Below are 23,108 nucleotides of genomic sequence, written 5' to 3'. Positions count from 1 at the left end.
CAGATGCGCGGGCTCAGCGTTTGCTTGAGCTTTGCATCACCAGTTTGATCAGCGGCCCGAGGCTGGTGCCCAGACGAATCAGCCGGGTCAGACCGCCGACGCCACCGCTTTTCGCGCCTTTGCCGGTGATGAAACCCAGCAGCGTGACCGCCGCCACGCCCCACAGCGGCGCGTGTTTGATGCCGAAACCGTCTTGCAGGTTTTGCGTCATGCCGCGCATGCGCTGCAGGGGTTGCAGCACTTGTCCGGCTTCATGGCGGATTTCCTGGCGATGCATTTCCATGCGCAGGCGGATCAGCGCCTTGCGCATTTCCCGGCGCGAGCTGTTGTGTGGCAGTTCAGGCAGGCTCATGGCAACAGGCGCTCCCGATCGTTGGCCAACTCTTCCAGGGTGCCGTGGAAGGGCGAGGATTCATCGAAGACCGCGGCCTTCAGACGCAATCCACAGAAAGCGGCCGCCAATGTGTAGAACACGCACAGGCCGATGATGGCGGGGAGACGGTAGGTGTCCCAGAACACGATCAGCACCAGTGTCGACAGACCGACCAGCAACAGTAGCGCAAACACCAGCGCCAGACCTGCAAACAGCAACAGGCTGACGGTGCGTGCTTTCTGCTCCTGCAACTCGATGCCGAACAGTTCGACATGGCTGTGCAGCAAACCAAGAACAGCGGCGCCCAGACGCCGCGTGGAGGAGGTGGTGCCCGACCCCGGGCCGGATTCGCCGATCGACATGATCAGCGCCGAGTGGCCAGCAGGCCAATCAGAAATCCTACCCCGGCGGCGATGCCCACCGACTGCCAAGGGTTGGCCGAGACGTAGTCTTCGGTGGCGGTGACGGCGGCCTGGCCGCGATCACGCAGAGTGTCTTCGGTCAGCTTCAGGGTTTCGCGGGCGCGCAGCAGGCTGTCGTGGATCTGTTCGCGCAGCTCATCGGCCTGATCGCCCGCCAGCGTCGCGGTGTGCTCGAGCAACCGTTCGGTGTCGGCGACCAGAGTCTGGAAGTCGTTCATCAGGATTTCTTGAGCGGTCTTTGCCTTGATGCTGGGCATGGGTGGATCTCCGTAAGTGACGTCTGAAGCGTTCGAGTATGAGCCTTGCGCGAAGGTTCAGTACAAATGACTGGTACAGCTTTTGCTATGTCGTGGTGCGTCTTGCTGCCGCCGTGCGCTGTTGGCGGGCGTAGATGCAGGAAAACCTTAACTCAAATAATCCTGGTTCGTGTCAGGACATCGACCATGTGCGCCAAAGCGGTTCATCGCAGCTCCAGCGCGGTGCCCGCAAAGGCGCAACTTGGTGCATGAATTGTCCGCGCGAACCGCTTTGGTGCCTTTTTAGCCTTCAGGTCTGCCTCTTTATGGAAAATCTGCAAAGCGCTGTGGACACGCTGGTTCACAGCTCCAACACGTTGTTCATTCTGATCGGTGCGGTGATGGTACTGGCGATGCACGCCGGTTTCGCCTTCCTTGAAGTCGGCACGGTTCGCCAGAAGAACCAGGTCAACGCGCTGTCGAAGATTCTCAGCGACTTCGCGGTCTCGACCCTGGCCTATTTCTTTATAGGCTATTGGATCTCTTACGGGGTGACCTTCATGCAACCGGCGGCGGTACTCAGTGCCGATCACGGTTATGGGCTGGTGAAGTTTTTCTTCCTGCTGACCTTCGCTGCAGCGATCCCGGCAATCATTTCCGGCGGCATCGCCGAGCGCGCACGATTCGTTCCGCAACTGTGCGCGACGGCGCTGATCGTGGCGTTCATCTACCCGTTTTTCGAAGGCATGATCTGGAACGGCAACTACGGTCTGCAAGCCTGGCTGACGGCGCGGTTTGGCGCTGCGTTCCATGATTTCGCGGGTTCGGTGGTGGTTCACGCCATGGGCGGCTGGCTGGCGCTGGCGGCAGTGTTGTTGCTCGGCCCGCGCAATGGGCGTTATCGCGACGGGCGTCTGGTGGCGTTTGCGCCGTCGAGCATTCCGTTTCTGGCGCTGGGTTCGTGGATTCTGATTGTCGGCTGGTTCGGCTTCAACGTGATGAGCGCGCAGACCTTGCAGGGCGTCAGCGGCCTGGTCGCGGTCAATTCGTTGATGGCGATGGTCGGCGGCACGGTGGCGGCACTGATCGTCGGGCGCAACGACCCGGGCTTTTTGCACAACGGCCCATTGGCCGGGCTGGTGGCGATCTGCGCCGGTTCCGACCTGATGCATCCGGTGGGGGCCTTGGTCACCGGCGCGATTGCCGGTGCGCTGTTTGTCTGGTGCTTTACCGCGGCGCAAGTCAAATGGCGCATCGACGATGTGCTGGGCGTCTGGCCGCTGCACGGACTGTGCGGGGTGTGGGGCGGGATCGCCTGCGGCATCTTCGGCCAGAGCGCGCTCGGTGGCCTGGGGGGCGTCAGCCTGATCAGCCAGTTGATCGGTACCGCGCTGGGTGTAGTGGTCGCGTTGATCGGCGGATTCGCCGTCTACGGTTTGATCAAGGCGTTGCACGGCCTGCGCCTGAGTCAGGAGCAAGAGTATTACGGCGCCGACCTGTCGCTGCACAAGATCGGCGCGGTGAGTCAGGATTAGGTTTCCTCATCGTCGGTGCCGGGGTAAAACCCGTGCAGCAGGCGATAACGGTCACTGCGCACCTGATCGACTCGTTCTTGTACCTGGCGCGCCGGCAGACCGAGCATGATCAGTGCGTGGGAGCCGAGCATCAGGCTCGATTCCAACAGCTCCGGCACCACTTCGGTGGCGCCGGCAGCCTTGAGTTCCGCCCATTGGCTATCGTCGCGGGTACGCACCAGTATTGGCACCTGATCATTGTGGCGGCGGGCTTCCTTGAGAATGCGCAGGGCAACCTCGCCTTGATCCACCGCGATCACCACCAGCCGTGCGCGCAACAGTCCGACGGCGATCAGCAGATCGGCGCGGGAGGAATCGCCGTAATGCACATTGCTTTCACCGACAGCGGCTTCCTGGATCCGCACGGGATCGTTGTCCAGTGCGATGTAAGGCTGATTGGCATTGCGCATGAAGCGGCCGATGGACTGGCCGACCCGCCCGTATCCGCAAATCACCACATGCTTGTCGAGGTCGGCGTTGAGCGCGCTGATCTCTTCGATTTGCGCTTCCTGGTTCGGCTTGCGGTGCAGGCGCAAGGCAATCTTCGGTGCCGCGCGCAGCAACAACGGGGTCAGCAGCATCGAGCAGAACGTTGCTGCGAGCAGCAGGCCGCCCAGCTCGGCAGGCAGCATCTGGTTTTGCTGCATCTGTGCCATCAACGCGAAACAGAACTCACCGCCCTGCGCCAGGGCCAGGCCGCTGCGCCAGGCGGTTTCGTGATCGCTGCCGCGCCACTTCACCAGTAGCGCCACGACCGTGCCCTTGATCAGCATCAGGCCGAGGGTCAGGCCGATGATCAGCACGCTGTGGCTGACGAACAGTTGCAGATCGATCAGCATGCCGATGCTGACGAAAAACACCCCGAGCAGAATGTCGCGAAAAGGCCGGATGTCGGCCTCGATCTGGTGGCGATAGTGGCTCTCGCCCAGCAACATGCCGGCCAGAAATGCGCCGAGGGCAGGGGACAGGCCCAACAGGTGCGTCAGCCATGCAGTGAGCAGCACAATCACCAGCGCCAGCAGCACGAACAATTCCGCCGAGCGCGAAGCAGCCACTTCATGGAACAGCCGTGGCAGCAACCAGCGGCTGGCCAGCAGCAAACCGAAAAACAGCACCACGGTTTTCGCCAGGGTCAGCGGCAGTGCCCAGTACCAGGCTTGCGCGCTGCTGCCGGCGAACACCGGCACCAGCGTCAGCAGCAACACCGCGACCACGTCCTGAAACAGCAATACGCCGACCGCGTTCTGCCCGTGACTACTGAACACTTCGCCGAGGCTGCTCAACTCCTTGGTGACAATCGCCGTCGAGGACAACGACAGCCCTGCGCCGAGCAGCAGGGCCGGAGTCACCGGCATGCCCAGCAGGATCAACACCAGCCCCAGCAACCCGGTGCTGAGCAACACCTGTTGGCTACCCAGACGAAATACCACCTGGCGCAGCGCAATCATTTTCGACAGGGAGAATTCGAGACCCAGCGAAAACAGCAGGAACACCACGCCCAGTTCGGCCACGTCAGGCAGGTGTTCGCTCTCGTTGACCCAGTCGAATGCGGTCGGCCCCACCATCAGGCCCACGCAGAGATAGCCCAGCACTGGCGGCAAGCGCAGGCGGCGGAACAGGGCAATCATCACCAGGGATGAGGCGAGGATGATCAACAGGTTGGCAAACACAAGACACTCCGATGTCAGGCTCTGGCTGTTCAAGCGTAGAGGCAAAAAGCGCGGGAGCATCGCCTGATTGGCTTTTCTGCGGACTGATTTGCGTCAGGGTTTACGTATTTGGTGTCGCGTCCGGTCCTTTGGACAGTAGCGGCTCGACGGGTTTTCGAGGCGGGCCTAGAATGAACTCTCATTTTTCCGGTTGAGCGATCATGCCTCCTGAATGTCAGTTGTTCGGTACGCTTGGATGCCATCTGTGTGAGTTGGCAGAAGCCGAGTTGATGCCTTTTGTCGAGCACGGTCTGCTGGTGGAACTGGTGGATATCGCCGACGATGAATCCTGGTTCGAGGCTTACAGCCTGCGGATTCCGCTGCTGCGCCGGGTCGATACCGGAGCAGAGCTGGGCTGGCCGTTCAATGCTGACCAGGTGGTGGCTTTCTTGCGCTGAGCCGTTTCTTCGGTGACGCACCACTGCTTTCCGCCGGTCGCGACCGTGCATCCTACCCTTGGCACTCTGCGGTTTATTCGGTTACTGTATGTCTATACAGTAATTGGGTTGGCCTGCTGCTTTTCATGACTTGAGCAGGTGAAACCGGCAGTCAGAGGGACGAACCGTGGTCAATGTCGAACAGTTGAAGAACAGCGTGAACCGGATGTCGGTTGACGTGGTGCGCGAGGCGGTCCTTGAGCTGCGTCTGGACGGGCTGGTCACGGAGGGCAAGACGCCATTCAACAAGCTGCATTTCAACACCTGTTTTGCCGAAATCGAAGCGCTGTTCCAGCGTGCCGGTTATCACAGACAACTGGATGTTGTCGGCTATCAGGGGTTGCTGTACGCCTTGTATGACCCAGGGCGCTGGGAAGCGGTCGACGTGCTGCGTTGGCTCAAGGAGTTCACCGAAGCCGCAGCGCTCAAGTCGATCCCGGCCTGAGGCTGGCGGCGGAATCTGCACTAGGTTCGTATCGTTCAGTGTTGGATAATGCCGACCTGCATTGAGGGTTCGAATTTCCGTATGTCCACACCAACATTTTCCGCTGCTCAGAATCAGGCCAGCACCCTTTATCTGCCGCCAGGCGCCTGGCTCACCGTGCTTGATTGTCTGTGTGAGCATTTCAGTGCGATCAGTCGCGAGCAATGGCTGGACCGGATCGCCCGGGGGCGGGTGCTGGATGGTCAGGGCCAGCCGATTGCACTGGACCTGGCGTACAAGGAAGGTCTGCGCATTCACTACTTCCGTGAAGTGCCGGATGAAAAACCGATCCCGGTGCTCGAGTCGATACTCTATGCGGACGAACATCTGGTGGTGGCGGACAAGCCGCATTTTCTGCCGGTGACGCCGGCCGGCGAGTATGTCGAGCAAACGTTGCTGCGCAGACTGATCCGGCGCCTGGACAATCCGCACCTGGTGCCGTTGCACCGCATCGACCGGCACACGGCGGGGCTGGTGATCTTCTCGGCCAATCCGCAGACCCGTTCGGCTTATCAGTCGCTGTTCCCGACCCGGCAGATCGATAAACGCTATGAAGCGATCGCCCGTGCGCTGCCGGAACTGGAATTTCCCCTGGTGCACAAAAGTCGTCTGATCGATGGCGAACCGTTCTTCCGCATGCAGGAAGGGGCCGGTGTCGCCAATACCGAAACGGCGGTGGAGGTCCGGGAAAAGAACGGCGGTCTGTGGCGCTATGGGCTGTACCCGGTGACCGGCAAGAAGCATCAGTTGCGGGTGCACATGACCGCACTCGGGGCGAGTATCTGCAACGACCCGTTTTACCCTGACGTGTTGAAAGACGTTGAGGATGACTACGCCAATCCATTGAAGCTGCTGGCGCAGGGGTTGCGGTTTGTTGACCCGGTGACGGGCGAAGAACGGTCATTCGAGAGCCAGATCACCCTGCAGTGGTGACGCCACCTACTTTTCCCGCGCCCATGAAAAAGCCCGCAGCAATGCGGGCTTTTCTGTATCCGGTGTCGACGTAAAGCTTACAGCTCTTTAACGGTGCGAACCTGATCCTTGTTGATACGGGTATGTTTGCCATCCAGTTGCTTGAACTCGTAGAAACCCGAATCTTCGTCATATTTAGGGGTGTCGACGGCCTGGATTTCGCGACCGTCATTCAAGGTGATCACTGTTGGCGAGGAGCAACCTGCGAGAGTTGCCAGGCCCAGTGCGAGCATGAAAGTGGCGAGGGTCCGTTGAGTCATGGGTGTGTCTCCGAATGGGAATACTTTTGGTTACTGAGCTTGAGACGTATACAAGGCGTGAGAGTTCCTTGAATGATTTCAGTCTGACACAGTGTTATGCGCATTTAACAGTTCAGGGGTGTTCAGGTTGGCCAGTCGCGGGTCATTGTCCGGGCATTGCAGGGCAGTGGCGCCGAGGTTGCGCATGACCCGGCCGGGGCTTCGTTCGCCGGCGTTCCAGGCGGTTTCGAACGCAGACAAAAGGGCCACCGGAATCACGCACAGCAGGGGTTCCCAGTGGTCGTCATGACGCAACATTAAAGGTTTGTCAGGAAACTTGCCGGCTGTTGCACGCATGTCGTGCAACAGCGCGGCGTCGATGCGCGGCACATCGCAGGGCAAGATCAGCACGTGCGGCAAACGCGCGGCCTTGAGTCCCGCGAGGATGCCGGCCAACGGGCCGGGAAAGTCGCCTTCCTCATCGCTCACCAGTTGGTCGGCGTATTCGGCATAACGCTCGCGATTACGATTGCAGGAGATGATCAGATCGTCGGTCAGTGGCCGTACCTGGCGCTGCAAATGCGCAATCAGCGGTTCACCTTGCCATTCGACCAGGCCTTTGTCCTGGCCGCCCATGCGCTGGCCGCGTCCGCCCGCCAGGAGCAGAATGGAGCAGGGGGGCAGTGGCGTGTTCAAGGTCATGGCAGCTCTCCAGCAGGGCGGCGAAAAATTCAGGCGCTGTGATATAACACCGGGCTGTTTCTCCTACAACTGGACGAGCCTAATGAAAGCCAAGGCCGATGTACCTTTTGTACCGCTGAATATTGCGGTGCTGACTGTCAGCGATACCCGAACCCTGGAAACCGACACCTCAGGCCAGGTCTTTGTCGACCGCCTGACCGCTGCCGGCCACCGACTGGCCGAACGGGTCTTGCTCAAAGATGACCTGTACAAGATCCGCGCGCAAGTTGCCCACTGGATTGCCGAGGACGTGGTGCAGGTCGTGCTGATTACCGGCGGCACCGGTTTCACCGGGCGTGACAGCACACCGGAAGCCGTGGCATGTCTGCTCGACAAGCAGGTCGACGGCTTTGGCGAATTGTTCCGCCAGATATCGGTGGCCGACATCGGCACCTCGACCGTGCAGTCGCGGGCACTGGCAGGGCTGGCCAATGGCACGCTGGTGTGCTGCCTGCCAGGTTCGACCAACGCAGTACGCACCGGTTGGGACGGCATTCTGGCCGAGCAACTGGATTCGCGGCATCGTCCCTGCAACTTCGTACCGCACCTGAAACAGGCGGCGCCTTGTGAATCCCGTGGGTAAGCCGGGCAAGACTGGCAGCCTGATGCCTGTCGAAGACGCGCTGGCCCGCCTGCTGGCAATGGCCGAAGCCGCACAGATTGTCGAGCGTGAGTTCCTGCCGTTGGCTGAGGTAGAAGGGCGAGTGCTGGCCGAAGACTTGATTTCGACCCTTGACCTGCCGCCCTGGCCAAACAGTGCCATGGATGGTTATGCGCTGAATCTCGCTGACTGGACGGGCGAGCCTTTGCCGGTCAGCCAGAAAGTGTTCGCCGGGCAGGCGCCCGAGCCTTTGAAACCCGGCACCTGTGCACGAATCTTCACCGGTGCACCTGTGCCTGCCGGAGCGGATTGCGTGGAGATGCAGGAAAACGCCGAGGTTCAGGACGATGGCCGGGTGCGCTTTACCGAAACCATGACCGTTGGCCAGAACATTCGCCCGCAGGGCCAGGAAACCACCGTCGGAGAGTTGATCCTGCCGGCAGGGACGCGGTTGGGGCCGATCGAGCAAGGTTTGTCGGCGTCGCTGGGTTGCGCCGGACTCAATGTGGTGCGCAAGGTGCGGGTGGCGGTGCTGTCAACCGGTGATGAACTGGTCGAGCCAGGCCAGGCGTTGGGCCCAGGCCAGATCTACAACAGCAACCGGGTGGTGTTGTGCAGTTGGTTGCAGCGCCTGGGTTGTGAGGTGATCGATGCCGGTATTCTTCCGGACAATCTGGATACCACCCGTGCACGTCTGGGAGAGTTGCAGGATGTCGACCTGATTCTCTCGACGGGAGGAGTCTCGGTTGGCGAAGCGGATTTTCTTGGCATCGCGTTGAGGGAAGAAGGTGAGCTGGCGCTGTGGAAACTGGCAATCAAACCAGGAAAACCGCTGACGTTCGGCCATTTTCGCAATGTGCCGGTCATCGGTCTGCCCGGTAATCCCGCCTCGACGCTGGTGACCTTCGCTTTGCTCACACGGCCTTACCTGTTACGGCGTCAGGGTGTGCAGGACGTCGAACCGCTGAAGTTCACGGTTCCGGCCGGCTTCGTCTGGCCTGTCGCGGGCAATCGGCGTGAATACTTGCGCGGTCGACTCGAGCAGGGGCGAGCAATCGTCTACCGCAATCAAAGTTCAGGAGTACTGCGTAGCGCGGCCTGGGCAGATGGATTGGTAGAAGTGCTGGAAGGACGCACGCTGGTCGAGGAGGATCGAGTTGTCTTCATTCCTCTGAGTGATCTGCTCGGCTGATCCCCGCCCTCCAAGTGCAGGCTCGACCGATCAGCGTCGAAGCCTGCGTTCCCCAATCAATGGCTCATCAGTGTGACCAACTGATCGAACCGGCTATTGGCGACCCACCCAAGCAGCCCCAATACCACCGCTGTTGCACCCGCCGAATAGGCGAGGCGGTGCTTGATGGTTTTGACATCGCCGCGGACTTCATCCATATCCCGGCGAATGTATTTGAGGTGGGTTTCCAGTTCGGTCACGCGCGGCTCCATATCAACTTCTCCAGTGGTTCTGGCGCTCTTTTTGAAATCGGATTTGTGACTGACGCGACTTTCGGTGAGAGCTTCCACCGGACTGGTTGAGATTCTGGCTTCATGGCTGTGCATGGAAATGCCCGTCGGCTGTTTCAAATGTAAGCTCGCTAACCTCTCCATGATTCAAACTGTTACCCGCTACGAGGGTGTATCCACTCATGACCTGCACATCCTTGTGTTGTTAAATCGAAGATTGATACCACCTGCACACGGTGAATCAATGATCGCGGCGGGTCAATTGAGCCGATTCCTCACATGTTGTAAGAAAAAATACCGCTGTGTAGGACGCAACAGATCAGTCGCTTGAATTAAAAGTGATTCTTGCGGCTTTTTTGCGTGCGCCAGTGGTCAAGATGTTTCAGACCGATTCAGCCGTGGGGAGTAATCGTTATGAGTGAACGCAGGGCGCTGTTGATTCTGCATGGCAAGCAGGCACTCAATGAGGCGGTTCGCGCCGCCGTCGAAGGCAAACGCAAGCAGGGCTGGGAGTTGGCGGTGCGCCTGACCTGGGAGGCTGGTGACGCTCAGCGTCTGGTACAAGAGGCATTGGCGGACGGGTACAGGCAGATTATCGCCGGCGGCGGGGACGGTACGTTACGCGATATCGCCGAAGCGCTCGCCGCGCATCCGCATCAGGCCAGCCTGGTGCTGTTGCCGCTGGGGACCGCCAACGATTTTTGCCGCGCAGCGGGGATCCCGCTGGAGCCGGCCGAGGCGCTTGAGTTGCTGGATGTGCCGCCGCGAGGCATCGACCTGGGCGAAGTCGGCGGGCAGATCTTCCTGAACATGGCGACGGGCGGTTTCGGCAGCCAGGTCACGGCCAATACGTCTGAGGATCTGAAAAAAGTGCTCGGCGGGGCCGCCTATCTGTTCACCGGCCTGTCGCGGTTCAGCGAGTTGCACGCGGCCTACGGCGAACTGCATGGGCCGGATTTTCACTGGAGCGGTGAACTGCTGGCGCTGGGCATCGGCAATGGCCGCCAGGCCGGCGGTGGACACGTATTGTGTCCGCAGGCATTTGCCGACGATGGTCTGTTGGATATCAGCATCCTGCCGGCGCCACAAGAGTTGGTCGGCACGCTGAAGAATCTGCTCAGTGATGGTTTCGGCCTCGACAATATGTTTGTGCGAGCCCGCTTGCCCTGGGTCGAAATCAAAGTTGCCGAGGGGCTCTACATCAACCTTGACGGCGAGCCGCTGGAGGGTGAAAGCCTGCGTTTCGAGGCGCGCCCGGCAGCTTTGCAGGTGCATTTGCCGGAGCACTCGCCGCTGTTGGGCGGTGCTCGGTCGATCAGTCGTCGAGGCTGATGATCTGTTCGCGCACCGCGAACAGCACCAGACCCGCCACGTCGTAAATCTGCAGGCGTTTCATGATCTGCGAGCGGTGGGTTTCGACGGTCTTGATGCTCAGGCCCAGGCCGTTGGCGATTTCCCGAGTGGATTTGCCGCGCACGATCAATCGCAGAATCTCCAGCTGACGGGCCGTCAGGTTGTGCGAGTCGGCCACTTCCGGCTGGTTTTTCTGCGTGCGGGTCAGCGCCTGGTTGATCACCGTATGGGCGATCGCCGGGCTCAGGTAGCGCTCGTTGTTACGCAGCGCTTCAAGGGCATGTTCAAGCTCGGTGGCGGTGGTGTCCTTGAGCAGATAACCGTGCGCACCGGACTCCAGTGCCTGCATGATCAGCGCCGGGTCGGTGTGCATCGACAGGATCAGCACCTTGCTTTGTGGACGTACCCGCTTGAGCCGTTGCAGGGCTTCCAGGCCACCGGTTTCCTTCATCGAGATATCCAGCAAGACGATGTCGGGCGTCAGTTGCTCGACCATTTCGAGCAGCTGCGAGCCATCGCTGGCTTCGCCAATGACCGCGTAACCGGGAATATCGAGCACCAGAGCGCGTACGCCGGCCCTGATCAGCGAGTGGTCATCCACCAGAAGTAAGTTACAAGTCAACGCATAACCTTATTCGTACTGGCCCGCTCGAGTGCACGGGGCGCCCAGGGGAATAGTGCTTCGATTTGAGTGCCTTTGCCCGGCTCGCTGATGACGTTCAACGTGCCGCCCAACTGTTCGATTCGTTCGGCCATCCCGGCCATGCCACGTTGTCCTTCGCGGCCCGGATCGGCGGCAGGCGCAAATCCCAGTCCATCGTCACTGATAAACAACGTCAGACCTTGCGGCAGGCGTTGTACGCGAATCAGCAGGTTTTTTGCCTGCGCGTGACGCAGAATGTTGGTGACCGCTTCCTGGGTAATGCGAAAGGCCGCGACCGCCATTTCTTCCGGGATGCCAGTGAGCCGTTGCTGGCAATCGAGGCTCCAGTGCACCGGGGTGTTCGCCAGGGTCTTGAGCAAGTGCGCGCGCAGGCTGGCCTCCAGGCCGAGGCTGGTCAGTTGGCGCGGGTTGAGAATGGCTGAAACATCGCGCACTTTGTTGAGGGTTTCTTCAAGCGTTTCGCAAAGCGTCGAGCACTGTTCTTGCAGGTCTTGCGGCAGACGTCTCTTCAGCCATTCGCTTTGCAGCTTGGCAGCGGTCAACAACTGGCCGATATCGTCATGCAGTTCGCGACTGAGCCGGTGCCGCTCGTTCTCCTGGACTTCGAGCAGACGGTCCGCGAGTTCTTGAGGCTGGAACTTGATCGATTTGCGTGACAGTCGATATTGCACCCAGACACAGGCAGTGGCTGCGATATTCAACAGCAGCAAACCCAGTGACAGTGGCGCTGAAAAACCATAGGTCAGCAGGCTGCCGACGGTTGCGATGACACACAATATAAGTGTGAACCGGCGTGCATTTTCCCGGGAGGGTGGCCATGTGCTGATTGACTTGAGACTGGCGTACATAACGGATGGAGCCAATGGATGTTCGCTGCGGGCAGACCGGCCGGTGGCGGGCAGATCTCTGTCTGAAAATGCTGTCAATTATGTTATTGATTTTAACCAGGTTCAGTGAACGATACTTGACCGCCAAGTATCGGTGGATACCTGTCATTGAATCAATGTGCCATTAATTGAAAGCAACTAATGGCCGGCATAATACCACTTAAGATACCGTTGGTCGCGTTGCCATATATGTCCAATGAGTCAGGAAAGACGCCTGTTGGACGCGAGTTCCATAATGGAAAAAGTCGCTTTGTTGTGCTCGATAGATATCGATGTCACTCGAAGTTGCTCGTTATGCGGGCACAGGAAAACCCTGAGGTTGCGGGAAAATATCCGCTTCGGTCAGGTGTGATTATTTGATTCGCCTTGTCGCTGGCAGGTATGAACTATTCAATTGCGACATTCGGCGATTCGGATCCACAGCCTCGGTTTGCGTATTAACAGTGGCCAATCAGGCCTGACGCTCCGAGTAGGGCGTGAGCGACAGCGATCGGGTCGAGAGCGGCGGCTGAAACTGGCTTTGGCCTACCTGAAATGCAAAGGCTTCGATCAGAGAGGTCTGTTCGCTGTCATCAAGGCTCAACTGGCCGGTGTTCTGATCAACCAGTTCGATTTGCCAGGCCATCAGAGTGAAGCAGTCTTTGAGCGCATCCAGTGCCTGTGCGTGCAGATCGATATGATCCGGCGCATGGTTGAGCAAGCTGTGAATGTGCAGGGAAAACCCGGAAACCGCTTCCAGCGCCAACGCTTGAGCCCGGCCTGCGAGTTTTAGCAGGGTGTTGAGCATGCAGTCGATCGCGTCCTTGTCGTTGCTGATCAGTTGCAGGTGGCTCAGGCATTCTTCGGATTTGGCCAGGAGTGTTTCTGCCTCGACGAGAAATTCGGGAAAGCGTTGCGCCCAGTCTTTACGGTCGATTGGCATGCTTATCTCCACAGCGTCATGTCTGATGAGGGAATGCCGTGTGTGTCGACGATCGTGAATCGTCGCGAGATCGCGCCCCGGCGTGCAAGTGCACAAGCTGAGGGTTTCGAGAGGATGCGTTTCCACCGAACTGCGATCGCACACAATAGCCTGACTCCGTTCATGCAATGAGAATGGCGTCACATTAATGGCTATTGGATATTGCGAACATCAGGTTAGGCCTGATTGTTACTAGGGGATTCCCTTACGCGCGGGAACCTGTGGCGCAAACCGTGGTCGCGCCAGAAGAGAATGTAGCAGATGAAATCACCGAGCCAGTAAAGCATGATGTTAATGTGACATCAATGCCCGTGTGTGGCATTTTGATAGTGATTTGTGCGGGGATCAAGATTCGCCATAAACAGCCGATAACCCCTCTTAATGAATTCATCAGAACAAGCCCAGGAGTCATTGATGGCCGGCATTCTCGACACGGTAGACCAACGCACGCAACTGGTGGGTGAGAATCGCCTGGAAATTCTCATGTTTCGACTGGCCGGACGCCAATTGTTCGCGATCAACGTGTTCAAGGTTCAGGAAGTTCTGCAACTGCCGAAGCTGACCCTGATGCCCCAGCGCCACCCGTTTGTCTGCGGCGTGGTCAACCTGCGTGGCCAGACGCTGCCGGTGATCGACCTGTCCCAGGCGATCGGCATGCGTCCGCTGGTGCCGGGCCCGAACAGCACCATCATCGTCACCGAGTACAACCGTTCGGTGCAGGCCTTCCTCGTCGGTGGCGTGGATCGCATCGTCAACATGAACTGGGAAGCCATTCTGCCGCCGCCAACCAGCGCCGGTCGCCAGCATTACCTGACTGCGATCAGCAAGGTCGACGAGCAACTGGTGGAAATCATCGACGTCGAGAAAGTCCTCGCCGAAATCGTCCCGTACAACGCCAAGGTCTCGCGCGACAAACTCGACGATCCGGTGCTGGAACGTGCCCGTGGCCGCGAAGTGTTGCTGGTGGACGACTCCAATGTTGCGCTCTCGCAACTGCGCGACACCCTCGGTCAGCTCGGGGTGAAAATGCACATTGCCAGCGATGGTCTAAAGGCGCTGAACATGCTCAAGGCCTGGGCCGATACCGGTGTGCACATGACCGACAAGCTGCTGATGGTGTTCACCGACGCGGAAATGCCGGAAATGGACGGCTATCGCCTGACCACCGAAATCCGCAACGACCCACGGCTGCGTGGCCTGTACGTGGTGTTGCACACCTCGCTGTCCGGCAGCTTCAACGACTCGATGGTGAAGAAGGTCGGCTGCGATAACTTCCTCTCCAAGTTCCAGCCGGACAAGCTGGTCGACGTGGTGCGTCAGCGTCTGATGCTGGATGAAGTGCCGGCCTGACGAAACCCTGTGGCGAGGGGATTTATCCCCGATGGGCTGCAAAGCGGCCCCACTTGAATCAACGAAGCGGGACGGCTGCGCAATCCATCGGGGATAAATCCCCTCGCCACAACAATATTTGCAGGGGCGTGCATCAGGCTTTGATTCACAGATAAAGCTCGTATAGGGTAGTTTTTTTAGCCACCAGGGAGCTGGCCATGCTGCGTCTGAGCGCGCTTTATCGTTACCCGTTGAAATCCGGCAAGCCGGAGATTCTGCAATCGATTGGCCTGGACAAGCTGGGCCTTGAAGGGGATCGACGCTGGATGCTGGTGGACGAGGCCAGCGGGCGCTTTCTGACGCAGCGGGCCGAGGCGAAAATGAGTCAGCTGTCGGCGCTGTGGAATGCCCAGGGCGGGCTGACCCTGAGCGCGCCCGGGCATGTGGCACTGGATGTGCCGTTGCCGGAGGAAGATACCGACCTGCGCGGCGTGACCATTTGGCGCGACACCTTGCGCGTACCGGATGCCGGTCACGCAGCGGCCCGTTGGCTCAGCGATTTCATTGGCAAACCTACCCGGCTGGTGCAGGTACCGTTGAACCGCGCCCGCATGACTCAGTCCGGTTATGGCCATGAGGACGATCAGGTCGCGTTCGCCGATGGTTTCCCGCTGTTGCTGATCGGCGAGGCGTCGTTGCAGGATCTGGTGCAAAAGGTCGGGCGACCGCTGGAGATGTTGCGTTTTCGGCCGAATCTGGTGATCGAAGGCGGCGCGGCGTTCGCCGAAGATGGCTGGAAGCGGATCCGTATCGGCGATGTCGAGTTTCGGGTGGTGAAGCCTTGCTCGCGCTGCATTCTGACCACCATCGATCCGCAGACTGGCGAGCGCAGTGCTGATCGCGAACCGCTGGCAACCTTGCAGAAATACCGCGCCCAGGCCGATGGCGCGATGTTCGGCCAGAACCTGGTCAATGACAGTAATGGTCAGTTGGAAGTCGGAATGCCGGTGGAAATCCTCGAGTAACCGTTCCTGAAATGAAAATGCCCGTGTCCATGGACACGGGCATTTTTTTGCGCCGGGGAAACCTGCAGCGTTAGCCGCGGTATTCGCACAGGTAAGCGGTGTCGACGGCGACTTTCAGCTGGAACTTGCTGTTGGCCGGTACGTTGAACTGGCTGCCGGCGGCGAAGGTTTCCCAGTCGCTGCTGTCCGGCAGTTTGACAGTCAGTGCGCCGGAGACCACGTGCATGATTTCACGCTGAGCGGTGCCGAATTCGTATTCGCCCGGGGCCATGACGCCGATGGTCGCCGGACCTTCAGCGGTGCCAAAAGCGATAGACTTGACGGTGCCGTCGAAGTACTCGTTGACTTTGAACATGGGCGATTCCTCTCGAAAAGGGCAAAAAAAGGGTTAAAAAGGCTGGCCAGTATGCACAAGGCGCCTGGCGCCGTCACCTGCCCGGGGCGTGTCCGGCGAGTTCCCGCCCTGACGCTAGAGTGGCAACACCAACGGCAACAACCGCGCGGTATTGCGTGCGTCCTCCAGCGCTCGGTGCTGTTGACCGCTGAACTGCATGCCAGCCAGTTGCAGCGCACCATTGAGCCCCAACGGCCGGTCCAGTCGCCGGGCCTTGGCAAAGCGCTGTTTGAGGTTCATGTGTGGCACCCGGCTTAACACGGTGTCGAGTTGCAGGCGCTGCCATTCCTGGAGCAACTGCTTGCGGTCGTAGTCGCCCCAACTGGCCCAGCCTTCGAGGCGCGTCTGGTGTTGCGCGAGCCAGCGTTCGAAGGCCGGCCAGACCTCGGTCAACGGCTGCGCAGCGTCGATATTGGCCTGGGTGATGTGCGTGAGCTCACGACAGAACGGCGTCAGCAACGGCCGTCGTGTCGGTTTGACAAAACGTTGAAAGTGATCCTGCTCGCGACCGGCACGATCGACCAGCGTGGCACCGATTTCGATGATTTCCATTTCCGTAACCGGCCAGCCACCTTCATCCGTGGTGGCCTCCAGATCAATCACCAGCCAATGGGGCATCGCAGGTTTCCTGATTTACGCGTCCTGATAGATCAGAGCGTAGTCAAACCTTGCGTTTGCGCCTGGCGACTCACTCGACCTGCAACAGAACCTGACGATTTTTTACCTGATCGCCGACCTTGACCTGCACCCGCTTGAGCACGCCGTCGATGCCGGCCTTGAGCGGGTGCTCCATTTTCATTGCCTCCAGCACCACCAGCAACTGACCCTTGCTGACCGGGCTGCCTTCGCTGACCAACACGTCGACGATAGCACCGTCCATCGGCGCCTTCAGCGTGCCGGAGCTGACGCTGCTCTGACTGCTGATCAGTGCATGAGTTCGATCCTCCAGCCGCAGGTTGCCTGGATGGGTGAACAACCAGAGCGCTTCGCCCTCCAGCCGATAGGCGTGACGCTGGCGCAGGCCGTCGATTTCCAGTGTCATCGAGCGCTCGTCGCCATCGATAACCTGCAACGCCAGCGAGCGCTGCATGACGGTCACGGTGAAGTGGCCATCGCTGCCCGCCAGCAGTTGCAGCGTCCAGTCCTGATCTTCGAGGCCGAGGCGGTAGTTGAGTGGCACCCCGGCATTGTTGCGCCAGCCCTTGAGCGATGCGCGATGCGCCTGCGCTCCGGCCTGGTAAAACAGCACGGCAGCAATGGCCAGTTGCTCGGCGCCGGGGGCGTAGGCGTGCAGGCAAGGGTGGTCAGTGAAGTGTTGGGCGATGAACGCGGTGCTGAATTCGCCACGGATGAATTGCGGATGTTGCAGCAGGCTGACCAGCAAACGCTGGTTGCTCTGGACGCCGAGCAGCACGCTGTCCTGCACCGCACGCAGCAGCTTGCGCCGCGCCTCCTCGCGGGTGGCACCGTGGGCGATCAGTTTGCCGAGCATCGGGTCGTAGAAAGGGCTGACCGACTGGCCTTCGAGCAAGCCATGGTCGATCCGCGCCCCCGCGCTCAATGCCGGTTCCCAGGCCTTGATAAGCCCGGTCTGCGGCAGGAAATTCTGCGTCGGGTCTTCGGCATACAGACGCACTTCCATGGCGTGGCCGTTGAGGGTGACCTGATCCTGGGTCAATGGCAGTCGCTGCCCCTCGGCGACAGCCAGTTGCCAGGCGACCAGATCCAGCCCGGTGATCAGTTCGGTGACGGGATGCTCGACCTGCAGTCGGGTGTTCATTTCCAGAAAGTAGAATTGCCCACGGGTATCGAGCAGAAACTCAACCGTGCCGGCACCCACATAATTCACCGCGCGGCCAGCCTTGAGCGCCGCTTCGCCCATGGTCTGGCGCAACGCCTGAGTCATGACCGGGCAGGGGGCTTCCTCGATGACTTTCTGGTGGCGACGTTGCACCGAGCAATCGCGCTCGCCCAGATAGATCAGGTTGCCATGGCAGTCGCCGAACAGTTGCACCTCGACGTGCCGCGGTTCGATCAGCGCCTGTTCGAGGATCAGTTCGTCACTGCCGAAACCGTTCAACGCCTCGGAGCGCGCCGTGCGCAATTGCGCCGGCAGCTCGTCGCTGCTGTGCACCAGACGCATGCCGCGTCCGCCGCCCCCGGCACTGGCTTTGATCATCAGCGGATAGCCGATGCGTTCGGCTTCGCGCAACAGCGTTGCGTCGTCCTGGGCGGCGCCTTGATAGCCGGCGACGCACGGCACACCGGCGTCGAGCATGGCGATTTTCGACAGACGCTTGCTGCCCATCAGCTCGATCGCGTCGGCACTGGGACCGATAAAAATCAGACCGGCCTCTTCGCAGGCGCGGGCGAATCCGGCATGTTCCGAGAGGAAACCGTAACCGGGATGGATCGCGTCGGCACCAGTACGGCGCGCGGCGTCGAGGATCGCCGGGATGTTCAGGTAGGACTGTTGCACCGGTGCCGGGCCGATGTTCACCGCCTGATCGGCCATCTGCACGTGCAAAGCCTGGGCATCGGCGTCGCTGAACACGGCGACGGTGCGATAGCCCAGGGCTTGGGCAGTGCGCTGGATGCGGCAGGCGATTTCACCGCGGTTGGCGATCAGGATCTTGTGGATGGCGGGCATGGTCTTGTTCCTGAAATTGTGGCGGTGAATGTGCTGGCCTCATCGCGATCAGGCTCACTCCTACAGGTTTTGTGAACGACGCAAATCCCCTTGTAGGCGTGAGCCTGCTCGCGATGCTTTAAACGGCCCACTTCGGTTTACGCTTTTGCACAAAAGCCATGGTGCCCTCGACCCCCTCGGCCCCGGTCACCGCCTCGCTGAACCACTGCGCCGCCTCGTCCAGCAATTCACTCGACGGTTGCCCGGCGCTGGCCAGCAATAACTTCTTGGTCATGGCATTCGCCTCCGGTGCGCAACACAACACATGCTGCAGAACCTCATCGAGGCGTTCGGCCAGTGCCTGCGGATCCTGTTCGACAAAATGCACCAGCCCCAGACGCCGCGCCTGATGGCCGTCGAAGCGCGCAGCGGTCAGCGCCAGTCGGCGGGTTTCGGTGAGGCCGATGCGCTGCACCACGAACGGTGCGATTTGCGCCGGCAGCAGACCGAGGCTGGTTTCCGGCAGGCCGAACTGCGCCTGATGATCGGCGATGGCGATATCACTGACGCAGGCCAGTCCGAGCCCGCCACCCAGCACCGCACCTTGCAGCACGGTGATCACTACTTGTGGCGCGTGCTGCACTTCTTCCAGCAGAGCGCCGAAAGCGCGGTTCAATTCGCGGTAGGCATCAGCGCCCTGAGCGCGGGCGTTGGCCATGTCCTTGATGTCGCCGCCGGCACAGAAATGGCCGCTGGCGCCGCTGAGCACCAAGGCGCGAACCCGCCGCTCCTCACGTACTGCCGCGAACACTGCACGCAGTTCCGCGACCATTTGCAGGCTCATCGCATTGCGGCTGTCGGGGCGATTGAGGGTGATGTGCAACACGCCGCCATGTTGCTCGAGCAGCAAAGTCTGGCAGTCGGGCAGGGTGTTCATTTCTTTTTCCCCGGCAGGATGCCCATCAGTTTGCAGATGATCCCGAGCATGATTTCGTCGGCGCCACCGCCAATCGACACCAGCCGCACATCGCGATAGGCGCGGGCCACCGGGTTGTCCCACATGAAGCCCATGCCGCCCCAATATTGCAGGCAGCTGTCGCTGACTTCGCGCCCGAGACGCCCGGCCTTGAGCTTGGTCATCGACGCCAGGCGCGTGACGTCCTGGCCTTTCACGTACTGCTCGGTGGCCTGATAGACCAGCGCGCGCAGGCATTCGATTTCGGTCTGCAATTCGGCGAGGCGGAAATGGATCACCTGATTGTCGATCAGCGCGTTGCCGAAGGTCTTGCGTTCCTTGCAGTACGCGATGGTGCTGTCGACGCAGTATTCCAGGCCCTTGATCATGTTCGCCGCGCCGAACAGGCGTTCCTCCTGGAACTGCAGCATCTGCATCATGAAACCGGCGCCTTCGTGGCCGATGCGGTTGCGCTGCGGCACACGCACGTTGTCGAAAAACACCTGGGCGGTTTCCGAGCTGCGCATGCCGAGCTTGTCCAGATGCGAGCTGAGGCTGATCCCCGGCGTGTTCATCGGCACCATGATCAGCGACTTGTTGATGTGCGGCTTGTCGTCCGAGGTGTTGGCCAGCAGACAGATGAAGTCGGCGCTCGGCGAGTTGGTGATCCACATCTTGCTGCCGTTGATCACGTAGTCGTCGCCATCCTTGCGCGCGGTGGTCTTGAGCCCGGCGACATCGGAACCGGCACCGACCTCCGAGACTCCGATGCAACCGACTTGCTCACCGCTGATGGCCGGACGAAGGAATTCTTCGCGCAACTCATCGGAACCGAAGCGGGCCAGCGCCGGGGTGCACATGTCGGTCTGCACACCGATCGACATCGGAATGCCGCCGCAATGGATGGTGCCGAACTCTTCAGCGGCGACAATCGAGTAGCTGTAGTCGAGGCCCATGCCGCCGAATTTTTCCGGTTTGGAGATCCCCAGCAGGCCGAGGTCGCCAGCCTTGCGGAAAATCTTGTGGATCGGAAAACGCCCGGCCTTTTCCCACTCATCGACGTGCGGGTTGATCTCGTGTTCGACGAATTGGCGGACGGTGCGGCGCAGTGCTTCGTGTTCCGGGGTGAAGATCATTTTTATTGTTCTCCTTGGGATCCGTGGCCGTCAGAAGCGGCTGACGCCGAAGCTGTTGGGTTGCAGCGTGCGGATGTCGGCTTCGTGGCAGATATCCAGCAGGTAACCGAGCAGGGTGCGGGTGTCGCGCGGGTCGATCAGGCCGTCGTCCCACAGGTTGGCGCTGCCGTAGAGCGCGGTGGACTGGCTGTCGAGTTTCTGCGCGGTGACCTGTTCGAGCATGTCGAGCATTTTCGGATCCGGCACCAGTCCCTCCTTGAGCTGTTTGGCCTCGGTGACGATGCGCAGCACCTTGCCGGCCTGTGCCCCGCCCATCACCGCCGTGCGGCTGTTGGGCCAGGCGAAGATGAACCGGGGGTCGAGACCGCGCCCGCACATCGCATAGTTGCCGGCACCGTAGGAGCCACCGACGACAATCGTCAGTTTAGGCACTCGTGCATTGGCCACTGATTGAATCAGTTTCGAGCCGTGCTTGATCACGCCTTGCTGCTCGGACTCGGTGCCGACCATGAACCCGGTGGTGTTGTGGAAGAACAGCAGCGGCGTCTGGCTCTGGTCGCACAGCTGAATGAACTGCGCCGCCTTGCTTGCACCGGCCGGGGTGATCGGGCCGTTGTTGCCGATCAGCCCGCAGGCGCGACCCTGGATTTTCAGTTGGCCGCACACGGTCTGTTGATCGAACTCGCCCTTGAATTCGAGAAACTCCGACTCATCGGCGATCCGCGCAATGATTTCGCGCACGTCGTAGGGTTTTTTCGGGTCGTCGGGAATCAGTCCGAGCAATTCGTCAATCGGGTAGAGCGGCTCTTTGTATTGTGGCTCCGGCAGCCACGGCAGTTGTTCGTTCCACGGCAGCATGCGCAGGATCTCGCGCACCAGGCGCACACCGTCGGCATCGTTCTCGGCCAGGTATTCGGCGGTGCCTGCGACCTGCGCGTGCATCTCGGCACCGCCCAGTTCTTCATCGGTGGCGATTTCGCCGGTCGCGGCCTTGAGCAGCGGCGGCCCGGCGAGAAACAGCTTGGCCTTGCCACGCACCACCACCACGTAATCCGACAGCCCCGGCTGATACGCGCCACCGGCAGTGGCCGAGCCGTGCACCACGGTGATCTGCGGCAGGCCCATGGCTGACATCCGTGCCTGATTGGCGAAGCTGCGCGCGCCTTCGACGAAGATTTCGGCGGCGTAGTTGAGATTGGCGCCGCCGCTTTCGGCGAGGGTGATCACCGGCAGTTTGTTGTCCTGAGCGATCTGCTGCAGACGCAAGGATTTCTTCAGGCCGCTGGGGGAAATCGTACCGCCCTTGATCGCGCTGTTGTTGGCCACCACCAGCGCCCGTACGCCGGAGACGTAACCAATGCCGGCGATCAAACCCCCTCCGGCGGCGCTGCCGTCCTTGTCGTCGTGCAGTTTGTAGCCGGCCAGGCTTGCCAGTTCGAGGAACGGTGCGCCGGGGTCGAGCAACAGGTTCAGGCGTTCACGGGGCAGCAGTTGTTCGCGTTTGTCGAATTTGCCCTTGGCTTCGGCTGCCTTGTTCAGCAGGTTCTGTTCCAGTTGCTGGACTTGCTCGATGGCCGTGAGCATCGCCGCACGGTTGCGGGCGAAGGCATCGCTGTGCGGATCGAGTTGGGAGTGGATCTGCGGCATGGCTTACTCCTTGTCCTTGAGGACGTCGGGCAAGTACGCCCGATGGAAACCGTTGAACGACTCGCTGTGGCTCGCCTTGTGCAGCGGCCACGCGCGGCTGCCGAGGCTGGCCGCGCCATCGATCTTCAAGGTGCTGCCACTGATGAACGCCGCCGCCGGACTGAGCAGGAAAACGATCGCTGCGCTGACTTCCGACTCGGTGCCGATGCGCTTGAGCGGCACGTGTTCGCGCAAGGTCGGGATCACCGCTTTGAACGCGCCTTCGTAGGTGTCCATGCCGCTTGAGGCGATCCAGCCCGGCGCCACCGCATTGACCCGCACGCCGGCGTGACCCCATTCGAAGGCGGCGGTCTTGGTGAAGTTGTCCATGCCCGAACGTGCCGCACCCGAGTGCCCCATGCCGGGCATGCCACCCCACATGTCGGCGAGCATGTTGACGATGTTGCCGCCGTGCTTGCTCATCGACTGGTTGAACACTTCCCGGGCCATCAGGAAGCCGCCGACCAGATTGGTCCGCAGCACCGTTTCAAAGCCTTTCTGATTGATCGAGGCCAACGGCGATGGGTACTGGCCGCCGGCATTGTTGACCAGACCGTGGATCGGCCCGTGTTCGGCGATCAGCTCGGCGACCCGTTGCTTCACCGCTTCTTCGTCACGGATGTCGCAGGCTTGCCAGTGGGCGCGGCCGCCGTCTTCGGTGATTTCGGCGGCGACTTTTTGCAGTTTTTCCGGCTTGCGTCCGACCAGCAGCACAGTGGCCCCGAGCGCCGCCAGTTCATGGGCGGTGCAGCGCCCGATGCCACTGCCACCACCGGTGACGATGACGGTCTGGCCGCTGAACAGATCGGCTTTGAAAATCGATTTGTAAGCCATGAAGCC

At 60.5% G+C, this 23,108-nt stretch carries 26 protein-coding genes; 9 read left to right on the top strand and 17 right to left on the bottom strand.

Annotated features, from left to right (window positions below):
* Positions 1-13 precede the first annotated feature (13 nt).
* The 3 genes from QMK55_RS04390 to QMK55_RS04380 are packed head-to-tail and all read right to left on the bottom strand — an operon-like array spanning position 14 to position 1,052.
* A complete protein-coding gene (locus tag QMK55_RS04390; RefSeq protein ID WP_102354011.1) occupies positions 14-352 on the bottom strand; it encodes a hypothetical protein in 339 nt (112 codons plus the stop codon).
* The gene (locus tag QMK55_RS04385) at positions 349-735 is read right to left on the bottom strand and encodes a phage holin family protein (protein ID WP_102354010.1); all 387 of its coding nucleotides are present in this window, start codon (positions 733-735) and stop codon (positions 349-351) included. The genes QMK55_RS04390 and QMK55_RS04385 overlap by 4 nt, the downstream gene beginning before the upstream one ends.
* Positions 736-737: 2 nt before the next feature.
* Positions 738-1,052, bottom strand: coding sequence for a DUF883 family protein (locus QMK55_RS04380; protein ID WP_102354009.1), 315 nt, complete (start codon positions 1,050-1,052; stop codon positions 738-740).
* 305 nt (positions 1,053-1,357) lie between these two features.
* Between QMK55_RS04380 and QMK55_RS04375 the strand changes: the two genes are divergently transcribed.
* Positions 1,358-2,566: an ammonium transporter gene (locus QMK55_RS04375; RefSeq protein ID WP_102354008.1), complete on the top strand. Its 1,209-nt coding sequence runs from the start codon at positions 1,358-1,360 to the stop codon at positions 2,564-2,566.
* Here QMK55_RS04375 and QMK55_RS04370 read toward each other — a convergent pair.
* Complete coding sequence (locus tag QMK55_RS04370; protein WP_320328733.1) at positions 2,563-4,275, bottom strand: monovalent cation:proton antiporter-2 (CPA2) family protein; 1,713 nt, start codon at positions 4,273-4,275, stop codon at positions 2,563-2,565. The genes QMK55_RS04375 and QMK55_RS04370 overlap by 4 nt on opposite strands.
* A 200-nt stretch (positions 4,276-4,475) precedes the next feature.
* On the opposite strand from QMK55_RS04370, the gene QMK55_RS04365 reads away from it, so the two are divergent.
* The 3 genes from QMK55_RS04365 to QMK55_RS04355 all read left to right on the top strand — a co-directional run bounded on the left by QMK55_RS04365 (position 4,476) and on the right by QMK55_RS04355 (position 6,168).
* On the top strand, positions 4,476-4,712 hold the full coding sequence (locus tag QMK55_RS04365; protein WP_008079913.1) for a glutaredoxin family protein: 237 nt from the start codon (positions 4,476-4,478) through the stop codon (positions 4,710-4,712).
* A 166-nt stretch (positions 4,713-4,878) separates the two neighbouring features.
* Complete coding sequence (locus QMK55_RS04360; RefSeq protein WP_095189592.1) at positions 4,879-5,196, top strand: transcriptional regulator; 318 nt, start codon at positions 4,879-4,881, stop codon at positions 5,194-5,196.
* Positions 5,197-5,277: 81 nt separating this feature from the next.
* Positions 5,278-6,168, top strand: a complete 891-nt coding sequence (locus QMK55_RS04355; protein ID WP_320328732.1) for a pseudouridine synthase — start codon at positions 5,278-5,280, stop codon at positions 6,166-6,168.
* Positions 6,169-6,245: 77 nt separating this feature from the next.
* Here QMK55_RS04355 and QMK55_RS04350 read toward each other — a convergent pair whose 3' ends face one another.
* Both QMK55_RS04350 and mobA read right to left on the bottom strand, forming a co-directional pair.
* Positions 6,246-6,467 (bottom strand): YgdI/YgdR family lipoprotein, encoded by a 222-nt coding sequence (locus QMK55_RS04350; RefSeq protein ID WP_102354004.1) that lies wholly within the window; start codon positions 6,465-6,467, stop codon positions 6,246-6,248.
* A gap of 78 nt (positions 6,468-6,545) precedes the next feature.
* On the bottom strand, positions 6,546-7,148 hold the full coding sequence (gene mobA / locus QMK55_RS04345; RefSeq protein WP_320328731.1) for a molybdenum cofactor guanylyltransferase MobA: 603 nt from the start codon (positions 7,146-7,148) through the stop codon (positions 6,546-6,548).
* Between the two features lie 82 nt (positions 7,149-7,230).
* On the opposite strand from mobA, the gene moaB reads away from it, so the two are divergent.
* Entirely contained in the window at positions 7,231-7,770 is a 540-nt protein-coding gene (gene moaB, locus QMK55_RS04340) for a molybdenum cofactor biosynthesis protein B (protein WP_102354002.1), read from the top strand.
* Positions 7,754-8,980: a gephyrin-like molybdotransferase Glp gene (gene glp / locus QMK55_RS04335; protein WP_320328730.1), complete on the top strand. Its 1,227-nt coding sequence runs from the start codon at positions 7,754-7,756 to the stop codon at positions 8,978-8,980. The genes moaB and glp overlap by 17 nt, the downstream gene beginning before the upstream one ends.
* Positions 8,981-9,036: 56 nt before the next feature.
* Here the strand turns inward: glp and QMK55_RS04330 are convergent, their stop codons facing one another.
* On the bottom strand, positions 9,037-9,345 hold the full coding sequence (locus QMK55_RS04330) for a hypothetical protein (protein WP_320330242.1): 309 nt from the start codon (positions 9,343-9,345) through the stop codon (positions 9,037-9,039).
* Between the two features lie 318 nt (positions 9,346-9,663).
* Here QMK55_RS04330 and yegS point away from each other — a divergent pair, with 318 nt between their 5' ends.
* A complete protein-coding gene (yegS, locus tag QMK55_RS04325) occupies positions 9,664-10,581 on the top strand; it encodes a lipid kinase YegS (protein WP_320328729.1) in 918 nt (305 codons plus the stop codon).
* On the opposite strand, the gene QMK55_RS04320 is transcribed toward yegS, so the two are convergent.
* The 3 genes from QMK55_RS04320 to QMK55_RS04310 all read right to left on the bottom strand — a co-directional run bounded on the left by QMK55_RS04320 (position 10,565) and on the right by QMK55_RS04310 (position 13,075).
* Positions 10,565-11,224 carry a response regulator transcription factor gene (locus QMK55_RS04320; protein WP_025113176.1) on the bottom strand — a complete coding sequence of 220 codons (660 nt, stop codon included), beginning with the start codon at positions 11,222-11,224 and terminating at the stop codon, positions 10,565-10,567. The genes yegS and QMK55_RS04320 overlap by 17 nt on opposite strands.
* Positions 11,221-12,114, bottom strand: coding sequence for a sensor histidine kinase (locus QMK55_RS04315; protein WP_102353999.1), 894 nt, complete (start codon positions 12,112-12,114; stop codon positions 11,221-11,223). The genes QMK55_RS04320 and QMK55_RS04315 overlap by 4 nt, the downstream gene beginning before the upstream one ends.
* Positions 12,115-12,604: 490 nt before the next feature.
* Positions 12,605-13,075 carry a hypothetical protein gene (locus QMK55_RS04310; protein ID WP_102353998.1) on the bottom strand — a complete coding sequence of 157 codons (471 nt, stop codon included), beginning with the start codon at positions 13,073-13,075 and terminating at the stop codon, positions 12,605-12,607.
* A 453-nt stretch (positions 13,076-13,528) separates the two neighbouring features.
* On the opposite strand from QMK55_RS04310, the gene QMK55_RS04305 reads away from it, so the two are divergent.
* Positions 13,529-14,464: a chemotaxis protein CheV gene (locus QMK55_RS04305; RefSeq protein WP_102353997.1), complete on the top strand. Its 936-nt coding sequence runs from the start codon at positions 13,529-13,531 to the stop codon at positions 14,462-14,464.
* Between the two features lie 197 nt (positions 14,465-14,661).
* Positions 14,662-15,468, top strand: a complete 807-nt coding sequence (locus QMK55_RS04300) for an MOSC domain-containing protein (protein ID WP_102353996.1) — start codon at positions 14,662-14,664, stop codon at positions 15,466-15,468.
* A 70-nt stretch (positions 15,469-15,538) separates the two neighbouring features.
* On the opposite strand, the gene QMK55_RS04295 is transcribed toward QMK55_RS04300, so the two are convergent.
* The 7 genes from QMK55_RS04295 to QMK55_RS04265 all read right to left on the bottom strand — a co-directional run bounded on the left by QMK55_RS04295 (position 15,539) and on the right by QMK55_RS04265 (position 23,102).
* Positions 15,539-15,823, bottom strand: a complete 285-nt coding sequence (locus QMK55_RS04295) for a pyrimidine/purine nucleoside phosphorylase (protein WP_003226701.1) — start codon at positions 15,821-15,823, stop codon at positions 15,539-15,541.
* Between the two features lie 114 nt (positions 15,824-15,937).
* Positions 15,938-16,480: an exonuclease domain-containing protein gene (locus tag QMK55_RS04290; RefSeq protein ID WP_102353995.1), complete on the bottom strand. Its 543-nt coding sequence runs from the start codon at positions 16,478-16,480 to the stop codon at positions 15,938-15,940.
* Between the two features lie 70 nt (positions 16,481-16,550).
* The gene (locus QMK55_RS04285) at positions 16,551-18,512 is read right to left on the bottom strand and encodes an acetyl/propionyl/methylcrotonyl-CoA carboxylase subunit alpha (protein ID WP_320328728.1); all 1,962 of its coding nucleotides are present in this window, start codon (positions 18,510-18,512) and stop codon (positions 16,551-16,553) included.
* A gap of 118 nt (positions 18,513-18,630) precedes the next feature.
* Positions 18,631-19,428, bottom strand: a complete 798-nt coding sequence (locus tag QMK55_RS04280) for an enoyl-CoA hydratase/isomerase family protein (protein ID WP_320328727.1) — start codon at positions 19,426-19,428, stop codon at positions 18,631-18,633.
* Positions 19,425-20,582, bottom strand: coding sequence for a citronellyl-CoA dehydrogenase (atuD, locus tag QMK55_RS04275; RefSeq protein WP_320328726.1), 1,158 nt, complete (start codon positions 20,580-20,582; stop codon positions 19,425-19,427). Before atuD ends, QMK55_RS04280 begins: the two co-directional genes overlap by 4 nt.
* A gap of 30 nt (positions 20,583-20,612) precedes the next feature.
* Positions 20,613-22,229 carry a geranyl-CoA carboxylase subunit beta gene (gene atuC / locus QMK55_RS04270; RefSeq protein WP_320328725.1) on the bottom strand — a complete coding sequence of 539 codons (1,617 nt, stop codon included), beginning with the start codon at positions 22,227-22,229 and terminating at the stop codon, positions 20,613-20,615.
* Between the two features lie 3 nt (positions 22,230-22,232).
* Positions 22,233-23,102 (bottom strand): SDR family oxidoreductase, encoded by an 870-nt coding sequence (locus QMK55_RS04265; RefSeq protein ID WP_320328724.1) that lies wholly within the window; start codon positions 23,100-23,102, stop codon positions 22,233-22,235.
* Between the last annotated feature and the right edge of the window lie 6 nt (positions 23,103-23,108).

Source organism: Pseudomonas sp. P8_229, from assembly GCF_034008635.1.
In the GTDB taxonomy this organism is placed as follows: Bacteria; Pseudomonadota; Gammaproteobacteria; order Pseudomonadales; family Pseudomonadaceae; genus Aquipseudomonas.
This window is presented reverse-complemented; position numbering and strand designations above follow the sequence as displayed.

Coding starts and splice junctions, on each gene's coding strand:
- QMK55_RS04390 (WP_102354011.1), bottom strand. CDS start 352: ATGAGCCTGCCTGAACTGCCACACAACAGCTCGCGCCGGGAAATGCGC.
- QMK55_RS04385 (WP_102354010.1), bottom strand. CDS start 735: ATGTCGATCGGCGAATCCGGCCCGGGGTCGGGCACCACCTCCTCCACG.
- QMK55_RS04380 (WP_102354009.1), bottom strand. CDS start 1,052: ATGCCCAGCATCAAGGCAAAGACCGCTCAAGAAATCCTGATGAACGAC.
- QMK55_RS04375 (WP_102354008.1), top strand. CDS start 1,358: ATGGAAAATCTGCAAAGCGCTGTGGACACGCTGGTTCACAGCTCCAAC.
- QMK55_RS04365 (WP_008079913.1), top strand. CDS start 4,476: ATGCCTCCTGAATGTCAGTTGTTCGGTACGCTTGGATGCCATCTGTGT.
- QMK55_RS04355 (WP_320328732.1), top strand. CDS start 5,278: ATGTCCACACCAACATTTTCCGCTGCTCAGAATCAGGCCAGCACCCTT.
- QMK55_RS04350 (WP_102354004.1), bottom strand. CDS start 6,467: ATGACTCAACGGACCCTCGCCACTTTCATGCTCGCACTGGGCCTGGCA.
- mobA (WP_320328731.1), bottom strand. CDS start 7,148: ATGACCTTGAACACGCCACTGCCCCCCTGCTCCATTCTGCTCCTGGCG.
- moaB (WP_102354002.1), top strand. CDS start 7,231: ATGAAAGCCAAGGCCGATGTACCTTTTGTACCGCTGAATATTGCGGTG.
- QMK55_RS04330 (WP_320330242.1), bottom strand. CDS start 9,345: ATGCACAGCCATGAAGCCAGAATCTCAACCAGTCCGGTGGAAGCTCTC.
- yegS (WP_320328729.1), top strand. CDS start 9,664: ATGAGTGAACGCAGGGCGCTGTTGATTCTGCATGGCAAGCAGGCACTC.
- QMK55_RS04315 (WP_102353999.1), bottom strand. CDS start 12,114: ATGTACGCCAGTCTCAAGTCAATCAGCACATGGCCACCCTCCCGGGAA.
- QMK55_RS04310 (WP_102353998.1), bottom strand. CDS start 13,075: ATGCCAATCGACCGTAAAGACTGGGCGCAACGCTTTCCCGAATTTCTC.
- QMK55_RS04305 (WP_102353997.1), top strand. CDS start 13,529: ATGGCCGGCATTCTCGACACGGTAGACCAACGCACGCAACTGGTGGGT.
- QMK55_RS04300 (WP_102353996.1), top strand. CDS start 14,662: ATGCTGCGTCTGAGCGCGCTTTATCGTTACCCGTTGAAATCCGGCAAG.
- QMK55_RS04295 (WP_003226701.1), bottom strand. CDS start 15,823: ATGTTCAAAGTCAACGAGTACTTCGACGGCACCGTCAAGTCTATCGCT.
- QMK55_RS04290 (WP_102353995.1), bottom strand. CDS start 16,480: ATGCCCCATTGGCTGGTGATTGATCTGGAGGCCACCACGGATGAAGGT.
- QMK55_RS04285 (WP_320328728.1), bottom strand. CDS start 18,512: ATGCCCGCCATCCACAAGATCCTGATCGCCAACCGCGGTGAAATCGCC.
- QMK55_RS04280 (WP_320328727.1), bottom strand. CDS start 19,428: ATGAACACCCTGCCCGACTGCCAGACTTTGCTGCTCGAGCAACATGGC.
- atuD (WP_320328726.1), bottom strand. CDS start 20,582: ATGATCTTCACCCCGGAACACGAAGCACTGCGCCGCACCGTCCGCCAA.
- atuC (WP_320328725.1), bottom strand. CDS start 22,229: ATGCCGCAGATCCACTCCCAACTCGATCCGCACAGCGATGCCTTCGCC.
- QMK55_RS04265 (WP_320328724.1), bottom strand. CDS start 23,102: ATGGCTTACAAATCGATTTTCAAAGCCGATCTGTTCAGCGGCCAGACC.